We start from the raw sequence: 12,261 nt of genomic DNA, 5'->3' as shown, positions 1-12,261 counted from the left end.
TAATTCCCCAAACTTATCGACATTCTTGTGCAATGTTGTTTTTCAGTGAGCCGAATTGATCAACAATGTCTGCAATCTTGCAAGTATTCCCTGCACACGACATTTTATAGGTGAGTGAAGCAGCATCATAATAAGGCACTTTTACCAAGTTCACTTTCACTTGGTTATTTACCAAAGGGGTATATGTTACTTTACGATGGTAAGGTGGATCATTGGACTGCCACATCACATCATAGCCGACACAATACTCAGCAGCGTTCCAGACCTCTATCGCACGACTTAATTTTTGATCAGCATATAAGGCAATAATTTCATTGCCTTTCTCCAGACTTTTACCCATTTCATAGATCTTTTTGACTGTTTGCAGCGCCAATTGATCATTGGCATTTACCATGACACTCTGTGCCAATAAGCCTGCAAAGACGAAAATTTTTAGCTTCATATTTATTTCCCCAAATAAAACAAAACGTGTTGAAAACAATCATGTTTCAACACGTCTTAAATCAGTCTCGATTATTTACATTTCTGTTGTTCAAGTTGTTGTTGGGTCATCTGCTGCTCAAACTGTCCACCTAAAATCAAACTACGATGTTCAGGTTTATAAATATTTGGTGATGAAATGCTGACCTTAAATTTACCTGTCGCATCAGGCAAGAATATTTCGCCATAGTTTCCTTCAGCTTTCACAGCCTGTTGAGTTAAGTTATTCAACATAATTTTTACAAATGCTGTTGCACCAAAACCTGTTGTTCCATAAGGCTGATAGATAAATAATTTTGATTGATCTTGTTGTAAATATTGTTGATCCAATGAGAAATTCACATCCAAATTATTCGGATGCTTATAACACTTATTGTTTTGATCATAAGAGTAAATATTAAATTTCCCATTTTCAGTGATTTGTGTATAAGCAATTTGATTTTCATCATTACTCTTAAATAAACCTGCAACACTACGTGCATCCACTAAAGCAGGATGAATCATTTTCTTTAAACGTGTTTGATCATTGCTACATACTTTTTGTTGAAGTGCTTGAGCGGTCAAATTCGATTTCGCAAATGGAAATAACACCCAGTTTTTTGCGCCATAATTGATATCAGCAGGCATATTGCTCATATAACGCGCCAACACTCCATCATCATGTAAATAATCTAAGTTTTGATCAAACTTATATTCCACGCCATTTACATTGATAAAATATGTTTTTGATTCAGGCTGTTTTTTATAAATTTGCTTACCTTGCAAAGTCCAGTTCGGTGTTCCAACCTCAGGCAAACCATAACAATTTTGGGGATTTTTCAAGTTTTGTGTATAAAAACTGCTATTTTTATCATTTAAAATAGTCATGATACCATCTTGATCAATCCATAAATATTGTTGAATTTTTTCTAACTTGGTAATTTGATAAGACAATTGATATACACCGCTCAGTTCTGATACATCAATATTGCTATAAATTGATCTTTCCATTGGTGCGGTGAGTTTTTGAATTTGACTTAGATTCCCTGCCAAATCTTCTGCTTGAACTTCAATACTTTCACCTTGAATGCGCGCAGGAATTTCCAATTGAAATTGTCCTAAGCTATTGGAAATTAATGGTGCACCATTCACCTGTTGCTGATCAGCCTTAATTTTGATCAACATTCCTTTTTCAGTTTGACCTGAAATCAAGCTTTGATCAGATGTCCCAACATGCTGTGTATCTACATTTATGAGATTAACTTTTTCTAAAATTGGCGCTGTACGATCAACTGTAACTTGAATCATATTACTGCTCATGCTTTGTCCAGCAGCATCCTTTAACGTCACTTTAAACTGATACGTTCCATCTGCTAACTGCTTCTGTTTCTCAGTAGTGCTTGTCCATGTTTTACCTAAGTCTTTAGAGACTTGATAAATTACTTGGCTATATGCAAAGTCGGCTTTTACTGACAAATCAAAACTCTGATCCTGTGTAATAAAATCAGTTTTATCTCGTCCTGTATCTTCAAAGTTTGTAAGGCTTAATACAACTTTTGTAGGCATGGGATGTTGAACCGTATCTGAATTACCTCCACCACCACAGGCACTTAGTGCAGCAACCAGTAGAGATACCCCAGTCGTTTTAATTAAGTTTTTACGCATATTCCCCTCTATTTTTACTCTAGTTTTTTATCGCTCAAATGCTAAATATTTATTTTTTATTGTCAATTAAAAATTTTAAAATCATGCGTTTAAAATAAAATTTTATTTACCAAGTATTCAAAATCAATATGTGTTATAAGCGCATTTTGTTTAAGCAAAACCGACATAAAATAGACGATTCAAACACATCCATAACTTAGATTTAGATCACCATATAAATAAAACCAACACAAATGAAATTAATTCTTATTTATCTTTATAAATTCACGTTTTATCCTTATTTTCTTATTATAATTTGCACACTTTCCCAATTTAACTTGACCTTTGCTTATTATGCCAAAAATAAAACCTGCCAAAGCCATATTCATCGTACTTTGTCTTGCAGCTATTGCTGCGCTTGCTTGGTATTTTTTAAAACCAAAATCAGTCCAACCGCAATTTATTACCACTGAAGTTACACGAGGTGATATCGAAGATTCTGTACTCGCAACAGGTGACCTTGAAGCAACAAAAATGGTCAGTGTCGGTGCACAGGTATCAGGTCAGGTTAAAAAGATGTATGTGCAACTGGGTGATCAAGTGAAACAAGGTCAGCTTATTGCTCAAATCGACTCTGTACGTCAGGAAAATGATTTAAAAACTGCAGAAGCCAGTATTAAAAATCAACAAGCGCAACTGGCAACCAAACAAGCAAATTTAGCCAAAGTTGAAGCAGAGTATCAACGTCAAAAAAATATGTATGCACAAGATGCAACTTCTAAAGCAGAATATGAAAGCGCCCTTGCTGCATTTAAGACAGCACAAGCGGATATTACTGCCATGAATGCGCAAATTGAGCAATCTCGTTTAACACTGGCAACAGCAAAAGAAGACTTGGGTTATACTCGTATTGTTGCGCCAATGAACGGTACAGTCGTAGCGATCGTGACTGAAGAAGGTCAAACGGTAAATGCCAATCAAAGTGCGCCAACCATTGTCAAGTTAGCCCAACTTGACACCATGACCATCAAATCTCAAATTTCTGAAGCCGATGTAATGAAGGTCGAAGAAGGTCAAAAAGTGTATTTCACCACACTTGGTGATAGTGAGAAAAAACGTTATGCAACTTTACGCCAAGTAGAGCCTGCACCTGAGTCAATCAATACAGAAACCTCAAACAACTCATCATCTTCTTCAAGTACAGCTGTTTATTATAATGCTTTGTTTGATGTACCAAATGAAGATGGTAAGTTGCGCATTGATATGACGGCACAGGTGTATATCATTCTCGCTGAAGCAAAAAATGTCTTAACTGTACCTGCATCAGCATTACAAATCTCTAATCGCCCACCACGTGCCAATCGCAACAATGCAGACAAAAAACCAGATGCAGCCGAAAGGAATACCAAAGACCAAGCCAATGCAGATCGTCCACAACGTTTAGAGTTAACTGCGGATGAAAAAGCATTGATTGAGCAAGGCAAAGCATCGCTTGCTACGGTACGTGTCGTACAAGCCGATGGTACGGCTAAACGTCAGCAAGTTTTAGTGGGTTTAAATAACCGTGTTAGTGCAGAAATTAAACGTGGTTTAAAACAAGGCGATCAAGTGGTCATTGCAGATGGTTCAGACACCAGTAATGATGCTGCAAAAAGAAGTAATCGTGGCGGAGTGAGATTTTAAGCATGAATCAGCATCAGCAACCTCTGCTTGAGGTGAATAATCTGATCCGTGAATTTCCCGCTGGCGATTCAACTGTTCAGATTTTGAAAGGCATTGATTTAAAGATTTACGCAGGTGAATTGGTTGCGATTGTTGGGCAATCAGGTTCTGGTAAATCAACCTTGATGAACATTTTGGGTTGTTTAGATAAACCGACTTCAGGCAGTTATAAAGTTAAAGGACGAGAAACTCGTACACTTGAGCCTGATGAATTAGCACAGTTACGCCGTGAATATTTTGGTTTTATTTTCCAACGTTATCATTTGTTGGGTGATATTAATGCCGCAGGCAATGTCGAAGTTCCTGCTATCTATGCAGGAATGAATCCTACTGCTCGCCAAGAACGTTCGAAAGAATTATTAACAGAGCTAGGACTAGGTGAGAAAGTTCAAAACCGCCCTAATCAACTTTCGGGTGGACAACAACAACGTGTGTCGATTGCTCGTGCATTGATGAATGGCGGTGATGTAATCCTTGCCGATGAACCGACGGGAGCATTAGACAAAAACAGTGGTATTGAGGTGATGCGTATTTTACGTGAACTCAATGCCAAAGGTCATACCATTATCCTCGTTACGCATGATATGAATGTAGCAAAAAATGCGACTCGTATCATTGAAATCAGTGATGGTAATATCATCTCAGATACACCAAATACACCTGAGGCTGAAACCATCTCGCCTGTCGAAGGTACACTTGAGGGCATTGAAAAACAGAAAAAATCTTCTGCTTGGCGTTCTACTTTAGATCGTTTCAGTGAAGCATTTCGTATGGCGCTGTTGGCAATGAATGCACATCGTATGCGTACATTTCTAACGATGCTCGGGATTATTATCGGGATTGCGTCTGTAGTCTCTGTGGTTGCGCTCGGAAATGGTTCACAAAAGCAAATTTTGGAAAATATTAGCAGTTTAGGTACCAATACCATTACTGTATTTCAAGGTCGTGGCTTTGGTGACAACTCCAAAACCGCCCAAGTCAAAACCTTAATTCCTGCAGATGCAGAAGCTTTATCTGAACAACCCTATGTTGAGGCAGTCAGCCCAACGGTAAATAGCAATCTGACTGTTCGCTTTAAAGACACCGAAGCATCTGCAACCATCAATGGTGTCAGTAGTGACTTTTTTGATGTCAAAGGAATGACTTTTGCGTCTGGACAAGCCTTTGACAAGCATAGTGTCATTCAACGCGCACAAGATGTTGTGATTGATTCCAACACCCAAAAAACCTTCTTTGCTGATGGCAGCAATCCTGTTGGGCAAGTGATTTTACTCGGTACTGTACCAAGCCGTATTATTGGTGTCGTTGACTCACAGCAAGGCATGATGGGTTCAGACAGTTTAAATGTATATTTACCTTATTCCACTGTCATGAGCCGTATGTTAGGACAGTCCAATGTCCGTAGTATTGTGGTGCGTATCAAGGATGAGTATCCAACTGCTGCGGCTGAAAATGCCATTTTAAGCTTGCTTGAACAACGTCATGGCGCACAAGACGTCTTTACTCAAAACTCTGACAGCATCCGTGAAACTATTGAACAAACCACACAGACCATGACCTTATTGGTTTCTGCAATTGCAGTGATTTCACTGGTTGTCGGTGGTATCGGGGTAATGAATATCATGCTGGTTTCTGTCACAGAACGTACTCAGGAAATCGGGGTACGCATGGCGGTAGGTGCGCGCCAAAGTGATATTTTGCAGCAATTTCTCATCGAAGCAATTTTGGTTTGTATTTTAGGTGGAATTTTAGGTGTCTTGTTATCACTGGGTATTGGACAAGTGATCAGTCATTTTGCAAAAGGCACATTCCAAATGGCATATTCAACCACATCTATTATTGCCGCTTTTGTTTGCTCCACTTTAATCGGGATCGTGTTTGGATTTATTCCTGCTCGAAATGCAGCTCAGCTCGACCCAGTCGATGCCCTTTCACGTGAATAATTTAAGAGAATAAGGAAAATATCATGCAAATGAATTTAAGCAAACTGGCAACTGCCCTGATTCTCGGAAGTTCTTTAGTGGGCTGTGCGGCTGTGGTGAAAACGCCCTATGAAGCGCCTGCAGTTGATATTCCAAGTCAATTTGCATATAGCAAAACCAATCAACAACAGATCCAAGCTGACCTGCATGCTGATAAATGGTGGACATTGTTTGGAGATAATCAGCTTAATGCGCTGGTTGAGCAAGTGATTGAAAAAAATGCCGACTTAGCTGTTGCGGGAATTAATTTACAAACTGCTCGTTTAAGAGCGGGTTTAGCACGTGATCAACAAGGTCCACGTGTCAGTTCTGGTGTGTCTACTGGACATCGTATTGATCTAAATTCAGGAGATGATGCTTCTAATGGCTTGTCTTTAAGTGCGGGTGTCAGCTATGAAGTCGATTTATTTGGAAAATTAGCTCGTCAAACAGAAGCAACCAAATGGGAAGCTTTAGCAACTGAGCAAGATTTACAAGCGACTGGACAAACGCTGATTGGCACAACTGCAAATTTATACTGGCAACTGGGCTATCTCAATGAACGCTATAGTGTGGCGCTGCAAAGTTTAGCCACTACTCAAAAGCTATATGAATTGGTTCGTACCCAATATCGTACAGGTGCTGTGTCTGGATTAGATTTAACTCAAGCTGAACAATCTGTACAAAGTCAAAAAGCCAGTCTAAGTCAAATTGAACAACAGTTAGTAGAAACACGTACTGCTTTGGCGGTGTTATTACAAATCCCTGTTCAACAGTTAAATATTCAAGAACCTAAAAAATTACCACGAATCAGCTTACCCAATATCGCAGCAGGTTTACCTGCCGATATTTTGTCACGTCGTCCTGACTTGCGCGCAGCGGAATTACGCTTACGTGAAGCTTTAGCATCCAAAGATGCAACTAAAGCAGGGTTTTATCCTTCGATCAGCTTGACGGGGAATTTAGGTTCAAGCAGTACTTCACTTACCAATTTGCTCAAGAACCCTGCTCTGACCTTAGGGGCAAGTTTAAGTCTGCCGTTTTTGCAATATAACGACATGAAAAAAGATTTAAAAATAAGTGAATTGGATTATGAAAAAGCCATTATTCAATATCGTCAAACCTTGTATCAAGCATTTGCGGATACTGAAAATGCACTGTCTAATCGTATTGAAATCGACAAACAAGTTGCTTTGCAACAACGTAACTTAGAACTTGCTGAAAAGACGGAACGCTTAACTGAAGTCCGTTATCGTAACGGTGCTGTCGCATTGAAAAATTTATTGGATGTGCAAGAAACTACACGTAATGCACGTTTGTCGTTGGTACAAACCAAGCAAAATCAATACAATGCTTATGTGACTTTGATGCAAGCCTTGGGTGGTAGTCCGATTCAGCAATTGCCGAATACGATTATTCCTTAAGATTTATTCTAAAACAAGAAAGGCACTGAACTCAGTGCCTTTCTTTTCAATGCAAAATTAAATTATTCTGCATCCATCATTGAAGCGCTCATACCTACTGTATTAAAGCCTGCATCTACATACAGAATTTCGCCTGTGATGCCATTTGCCCACGGAGAACACAGGAATAACGCAGCATTACCTACATCTTCAATCGTGACATTACGTTTGAGTGGCGCAATTTTTTCATTGGCATCCAACATCTTACGGAAAGATTTAATCCCTGATGCTGCTAAAGTACGGATTGGACCTGCTGAAATCGCATTCACACGAATCCCCTCAGCACCCAAGCTCGATGCCAAATAACGTACACCTGCTTCCAAAGATGCTTTTGCCATACCCATCACATTATAGTTTGGCATGACAGACTCAGAACCTTGATAAGTCAATGTTAATAAACACCCTTGGCGTGCAAGCAAGAGTGGTTTTGCAGCACGTGCCATTGCGATAAAACTATATGCACTGATGTCATGCGCTACTTTAAAACCTTCACGATCCGTTACATCAGTAAAATCACCATCTAGCGTATGAGCTGGTGCAAAACCAATCGAATGCACAACACCATCTAAACCATCCCAATGTTTTGCCAGTTCAGCAAATGCATTGTCAATCTCTGCATCCACAGCCACATCACAAGGAAAAACCAAGCGAGAACCGAACTGCTCAGCAAACTCATCTACACGTTTTTTAAGTTTTTCGTTTGGATAAGTAAATGCAAGCTCTGCACCTTCACGATGTAATGCTTGTGCGATACCAAAAGCAATGGATAATTTACTTGCAATACCTGCGATGAGGAAGCGTTTACCTGCCAAAAGTCCTTGTGCCATGAAATTCTCACTTGAATGATTTTGTATGCATAATGCCAAGAGTTTAATCAGAACAAAATTGCATAATCCACCTTTTTTCAGATCTTTACTTAAATCATAAAAAAATCGCCCTCAAAAGGACGATTTTTAAATTTATATTTTACTTTAAAGCTTAGTCATCGCCTTGCAACATGCTAAACAAACGCATGAATGAATAATACATCCAAACCAATGTTGCCAATAATGCGATACCACATAACCATTCAAAAGCTTTCGGTGCACGTTGTGCTGCAGCATTTTCAATTAAATCAAAATCTAAGATTAAGTTAAGTGATGCGATCACTGCAACAAATGCAGCAAAGCCAATGCCTAACCAACTACTTTCAAAAAGACCAGGAATGCTCGCACCAAAAGCTAAACGCATAATAAACTGAACCACAAAAACCAATGCAATCGCAATCGTTGCTGACATGACGATCGATTTAAATTTTTCAGTGGCACGAATAATTTGGAAACGGTACAAACCAAACATCACAAAAGTAGTGACAAAAGTTGCCAACAATGCTTGTAAAGGTACACCTGGAAATTTCAATTGAAAAATAACCGATACACCACCTAAAAACGCACCTTCAAATAATGCATAAGGAATCGCAAGAACACGTGCTGTATTGGGTTTAAATGTTGCCACCAAAGCGATGATCAAACCACCAATTGCACCAACCATTGCAGCAGCATACGCAAGTCCAAAATTTGCTGTCGCAAAACTATATAAGAAAACGCCTAAACCAAGCACAGCCGCAATTACAGTCATCATCACTGATTTTTGAATTGCACCCTGAACGGTCATTGGCTGACTATAATCCGCATGTGTTTCCACACGGGTCAAAATAGGGTTATTACTTTGCATATTTCAACTCATTGTAATATTTAAAATATAAAGGGATTGTAAAACGAAAAATTTTCAAATTGATGTACAGCTTACTTCTTTTTGTAACAAAACTGAAAGTTGTTGCCTATTGCAGTATAACTTAATTTTCAAAAATGCAAAGTGTATAAAAAAGAGGCAATAGAGCCTCTTTAAAATTTAAAAATCATACATTAATCATTATTTGCAATAAAAAAATACTGACGATAGTATTTTAACTCTGCGATCGAATCACGAATATCATCCATTGCTAAATGTGAAGCATTTTTCTTTAAACCGCTCATAATCTCAGGGCGCCAGCGTTTTGCAAGCTCTTTTACAGAAGATACATCAAGATTACGATAATGGAAATATTGTTCCATTTCAGGCATTAAACGATGTAAAAAACGACGGTCTTGGCAAATCGAATTCCCACACATTGGTGAGGTTTTTGGATTTACCCATTTCTTTAAAAATTCTAAAGTTTGAAGCTCTGCATCACGTGCGGTTAATTTGCTACGACGTACACGCTCAATCAAACCTGATTGACCATGTTGTTTGGTATTCCATTCATCCATCGCATTTAAAATTACATCTGATTGATGAACTGCAAGTACAGGCCCTTCCGCAAGAATATTCAAGTGATCATCCGTCACAATGGTTGCGACTTCAATAATTTGATCATTGTCGGTGTCTAGACCTGTCATTTCAAGGTCGATCCAAATCAAGCGTGTATCTGGCGTGCTGCTCATAAAGTGCAATCTTATTAGGCTATAAAACATGAATAGTAGCAAATTTCTGACATCTTCGCTGTAATTCATTTCTGCATCATGCTATTTTTGCTTTCTCTTTTTTGTGGTTCTTAGGATATGAATGACTTTAATTCGTAAACGTCGTTTAACTGAACAGCAGCAACGCCGTATTCAGAAACAACATAAAACACGTCAAGAAGACATTGATACATCCAATGATCTTGAAGGTTTGGTCGTTCAGCATTATGGACGCCAACTTGAAGTACAAGCCCTTTCTACTCCACTAGAACATCCCCAAAAGCCCAACGTTGCAGAAGGTGAACCTGAGCCATTTTGGAAACCGATCGAACTGAATAGTGTTTGGCGTTGTCATACTCGTACCAACCTAGAGCTTTTGGTCACTGGCGATAAAGTCAAATGGCAAGCTGATCCAAACACAGGTTTAGGCATTATTACTGCCATTCATCCTCGCACATCATTACTGACACGTCCCGACCGTTATCACAAAGTCAAACCTGTCGCAGCAAATATCAGCTTAATTGTGATTGTATTTGCGGTTTTGCCTGAACCTGCACCAACATTGATTGATCGTTATCTGGTGGCGTGTGCTGATGCGGATATTCCTGTGTTATTGGTGTTAAATAAGTCAGACTTACTCAAAGACAATGATCCACTTTTAGACATGCTCAATGAATATCAAGCTTTGGGTTATGAAGTGATGATCACACAATCTGAAGGTGACATTACTGAACTTCGTCAACGTCTGGATAATGAAACGGTGGCCTTTGTTGGGCAGTCTGGTGTCGGCAAAAGTTCATTGATCAATGTTATCGTGCCGGATGCTGCGCAAAAAACCAATATTATTTCTGAAAATTCAGCACTTGGTCAGCACACTACTACATCTACACGTTTGATTCGTTTTGGTGAAAATGGTGCATTGATCGACTCCCCGGGTATTCGTGAATTTGGGCTTTGGCATTTAGACTTAGAAAAAATAGATGCAGGTTTTTCAGACATTGCTAATTTTTTAGGACATTGTCAATATCGCAACTGCACCCATACCCATGAAAAGCAATGTGCCTTGAAACAAGCCGTTGCTGAAGGTGAAATATTGCCAAGACGCCTAGAGAGTTATTTGCGCTTGGTCGAAGAAATTACTGAGGCGCAACAAAAAAATTAATTTTCTTTAAATCTAGCCTTGAAGCAGTGATTTTGATCACCATATATATAGGCTATACTCAACACAAATTTTGATTGTAATTAGGTGAATTGTGGAACGTTGGTTTGAGTTTATGGGGAATCACCCCTTCTTATTTGGTGTTTTAGGGGTTTTGATCATTTTGTTCTTCGTATTTGAAGGTCAACGTAGTGGTCGCAAAGTTTCTCCACAATCACTTGGTATTTTAGTCAAAGCTAAAAATGCAATGTTGATTGATTTACGTGATGCCAAAGATTTCAAAGAAGGTCATATCAGCGGTAGTCGCAATATTCCTTACAGCAAAATTACCAGTCATCTGGAAGAGTTAAAAACTGCGGATCGCCCATTGATCTTTATTTGTAATATGGGACAAGTTGCAGGCAGTGCCTTGCAACAAGTTGGTCATGCAGATAGTTATCGCTTAGACGGTGGTATTAGTAATTGGAAAGCACAAGGCTTACCTTTAGTGAAAGCAAAATAAGTTTAAGGAGTTGAAAAATGGCTGCTGATGTAACTGTATATTCTACAACGTTCTGTCCATATTGCGTTCGAGCAAAACAACTTCTAGAACGTAAAGGTGTTGAATTTAAAGAAGTTAACCTTTCAAATGAAGCACCTGAGGTTCGTACTGAGCTTATGCAACGTACAAAACACCGTACTGTGCCACAAATTTTTATTAAAGATCAATTCATCGGTGGGTTTGACCAACTTTATGCCTTAGAAAAAGAAGGCAAACTCGACGAATTATTGGCTTAATCACTTCATAATATTTAAGGAATATAAACAATGAGTGAAGAACAACAAACTCAACCACAACTTGCTTTAGAACGTTTATACGCAAAAGACTTATCTTTTGAAGTCCCTGGGGCACAAGTTTTTACCAAAGAATGGCAACCTGAACTGAACATCAATTTGTCATCTTCTGCTGAAAAAGTTGATCCTACGCACTTTGAAGTTTCTTTAAAAGTTGTTGTTCAAGCAAATAATGCAGGCGAAACCGCATTTATCGTCGATGTCACTCAAGCAGGTATCTTCCTTATTGATGGTATTGAAGAAGATCGTCTTCCATACATCTTAGGTGCATACTGCCCAAATATTTTATTCCCATTCCTTCGTGAAGCGGTGAATGATCTTGTGACTAAAGGTAGCTTCCCTCAATTACTTTTAACACCGATCAATTTTGATGCGGAGTTTGAAGCAAATATGGAACGTGCTCAAGCCGCTGCTGCTGAAGGTCAAGCTTAATCTTTACAGATTGACATGATCAAAAGACCGCTATACGCGGTCTTTTTCTTAGCCTAAATTTCACCCAATCCTCACATAGACTTCATGCGCACATTTAAATAAAAACT

The 12,261-nt window shown here is 38.8% G+C and carries 12 protein-coding genes; 7 read left to right on the top strand and 5 right to left on the bottom strand.

The genetic code is table 11. The features are described from left to right. Positions 1–13: 13 nt before the first annotated feature. Both HUS24_RS13265 and HUS24_RS13260 read right to left on the bottom strand, forming a co-directional pair. On the bottom strand, positions 14–442 hold the full coding sequence (locus tag HUS24_RS13265; RefSeq protein ID WP_173912405.1) for a hypothetical protein: 429 nt from the start codon (positions 440–442) through the stop codon (positions 14–16). Between the two features lie 71 nt (positions 443–513). After that, positions 514–2,124 (bottom strand): Ig-like domain-containing protein, encoded by a 1,611-nt coding sequence (locus tag HUS24_RS13260; RefSeq protein WP_173912404.1) that lies wholly within the window; start codon positions 2,122–2,124, stop codon positions 514–516. A 333-nt stretch (positions 2,125–2,457) separates the two neighbouring features. Here HUS24_RS13260 and HUS24_RS13255 point away from each other — a divergent pair, with 333 nt between their 5' ends. The 3 genes from HUS24_RS13255 to HUS24_RS13245 are packed head-to-tail and all read left to right on the top strand — an operon-like array spanning position 2,458 to position 7,210. Next, complete coding sequence (locus HUS24_RS13255) at positions 2,458–3,786, top strand: MacA family efflux pump subunit (RefSeq protein WP_173912403.1); 1,329 nt, start codon at positions 2,458–2,460, stop codon at positions 3,784–3,786. Between the two features lie 2 nt (positions 3,787–3,788). Next, complete coding sequence (locus HUS24_RS13250; protein ID WP_173912402.1) at positions 3,789–5,768, top strand: MacB family efflux pump subunit; 1,980 nt, start codon at positions 3,789–3,791, stop codon at positions 5,766–5,768. Between the two features lie 23 nt (positions 5,769–5,791). Further along, positions 5,792–7,210: an efflux transporter outer membrane subunit gene (locus HUS24_RS13245; protein WP_173912401.1), complete on the top strand. Its 1,419-nt coding sequence runs from the start codon at positions 5,792–5,794 to the stop codon at positions 7,208–7,210. Positions 7,211–7,272: 62 nt separating this feature from the next. On the opposite strand, the gene HUS24_RS13240 is transcribed toward HUS24_RS13245, so the two are convergent. The 3 genes from HUS24_RS13240 to orn all read right to left on the bottom strand — a co-directional run bounded on the left by HUS24_RS13240 (position 7,273) and on the right by orn (position 9,711). Then, positions 7,273–8,076, bottom strand: a complete 804-nt coding sequence (locus HUS24_RS13240) for an enoyl-ACP reductase (protein ID WP_173912400.1) — start codon at positions 8,074–8,076, stop codon at positions 7,273–7,275. Between the two features lie 151 nt (positions 8,077–8,227). Continuing rightward, complete coding sequence (locus HUS24_RS13235) at positions 8,228–8,962, bottom strand: Bax inhibitor-1/YccA family protein (RefSeq protein ID WP_173912399.1); 735 nt, start codon at positions 8,960–8,962, stop codon at positions 8,228–8,230. Positions 8,963–9,153: 191 nt separating this feature from the next. Beyond that, positions 9,154–9,711, bottom strand: coding sequence for an oligoribonuclease (gene orn / locus HUS24_RS13230; protein ID WP_173912398.1), 558 nt, complete (start codon positions 9,709–9,711; stop codon positions 9,154–9,156). A 121-nt stretch (positions 9,712–9,832) separates the two neighbouring features. On the opposite strand from orn, the gene rsgA reads away from it, so the two are divergent. The 4 genes from rsgA (at position 9,833) to secB (ending at position 12,154) form a co-directional block, all read left to right on the top strand. Further along, positions 9,833–10,891 (top strand): small ribosomal subunit biogenesis GTPase RsgA, encoded by a 1,059-nt coding sequence (gene rsgA, locus HUS24_RS13225; RefSeq protein WP_173912397.1) that lies wholly within the window; start codon positions 9,833–9,835, stop codon positions 10,889–10,891. A 91-nt stretch (positions 10,892–10,982) separates the two neighbouring features. Then, positions 10,983–11,390 (top strand): rhodanese-like domain-containing protein, encoded by a 408-nt coding sequence (locus tag HUS24_RS13220; protein WP_173912396.1) that lies wholly within the window; start codon positions 10,983–10,985, stop codon positions 11,388–11,390. Between the two features lie 17 nt (positions 11,391–11,407). Then, complete coding sequence (gene grxC / locus HUS24_RS13215) at positions 11,408–11,665, top strand: glutaredoxin 3 (RefSeq protein ID WP_173912395.1); 258 nt, start codon at positions 11,408–11,410, stop codon at positions 11,663–11,665. Positions 11,666–11,695: 30 nt separating this feature from the next. After that, complete coding sequence (gene secB, locus HUS24_RS13210) at positions 11,696–12,154, top strand: protein-export chaperone SecB (protein ID WP_173912394.1); 459 nt, start codon at positions 11,696–11,698, stop codon at positions 12,152–12,154. Positions 12,155–12,261 lie beyond the last annotated feature (107 nt).

The organism is Acinetobacter sp. Marseille-Q1618 (assembly GCF_902809855.1).
Classification (GTDB): Bacteria; Pseudomonadota; Gammaproteobacteria; order Pseudomonadales; family Moraxellaceae; genus Acinetobacter.
This window is presented reverse-complemented; position numbering and strand designations above follow the sequence as displayed.

What these genes read in the sequence shown, in the direction of transcription:
- HUS24_RS13265 (WP_173912405.1), bottom strand. Translation starts at nt 442, where the DNA reads ATGAAGCTAAAAATTTTCGTCTTTGCAGGCTTATTGGCACAGAGTGTC.
- HUS24_RS13260 (WP_173912404.1), bottom strand. Translation starts at nt 2,124, where the DNA reads ATGCGTAAAAACTTAATTAAAACGACTGGGGTATCTCTACTGGTTGCT.
- HUS24_RS13255 (WP_173912403.1), top strand. Translation starts at nt 2,458, where the DNA reads ATGCCAAAAATAAAACCTGCCAAAGCCATATTCATCGTACTTTGTCTT.
- HUS24_RS13250 (WP_173912402.1), top strand. Translation starts at nt 3,789, where the DNA reads ATGAATCAGCATCAGCAACCTCTGCTTGAGGTGAATAATCTGATCCGT.
- HUS24_RS13245 (WP_173912401.1), top strand. Translation starts at nt 5,792, where the DNA reads ATGCAAATGAATTTAAGCAAACTGGCAACTGCCCTGATTCTCGGAAGT.
- HUS24_RS13240 (WP_173912400.1), bottom strand. Translation starts at nt 8,076, where the DNA reads ATGGCACAAGGACTTTTGGCAGGTAAACGCTTCCTCATCGCAGGTATT.
- HUS24_RS13235 (WP_173912399.1), bottom strand. Translation starts at nt 8,962, where the DNA reads ATGCAAAGTAATAACCCTATTTTGACCCGTGTGGAAACACATGCGGAT.
- orn (WP_173912398.1), bottom strand. Translation starts at nt 9,711, where the DNA reads ATGAGCAGCACGCCAGATACACGCTTGATTTGGATCGACCTTGAAATG.
- rsgA (WP_173912397.1), top strand. Translation starts at nt 9,833, where the DNA reads ATGACTTTAATTCGTAAACGTCGTTTAACTGAACAGCAGCAACGCCGT.
- grxC (WP_173912395.1), top strand. Translation starts at nt 11,408, where the DNA reads ATGGCTGCTGATGTAACTGTATATTCTACAACGTTCTGTCCATATTGC.
- secB (WP_173912394.1), top strand. Translation starts at nt 11,696, where the DNA reads ATGAGTGAAGAACAACAAACTCAACCACAACTTGCTTTAGAACGTTTA.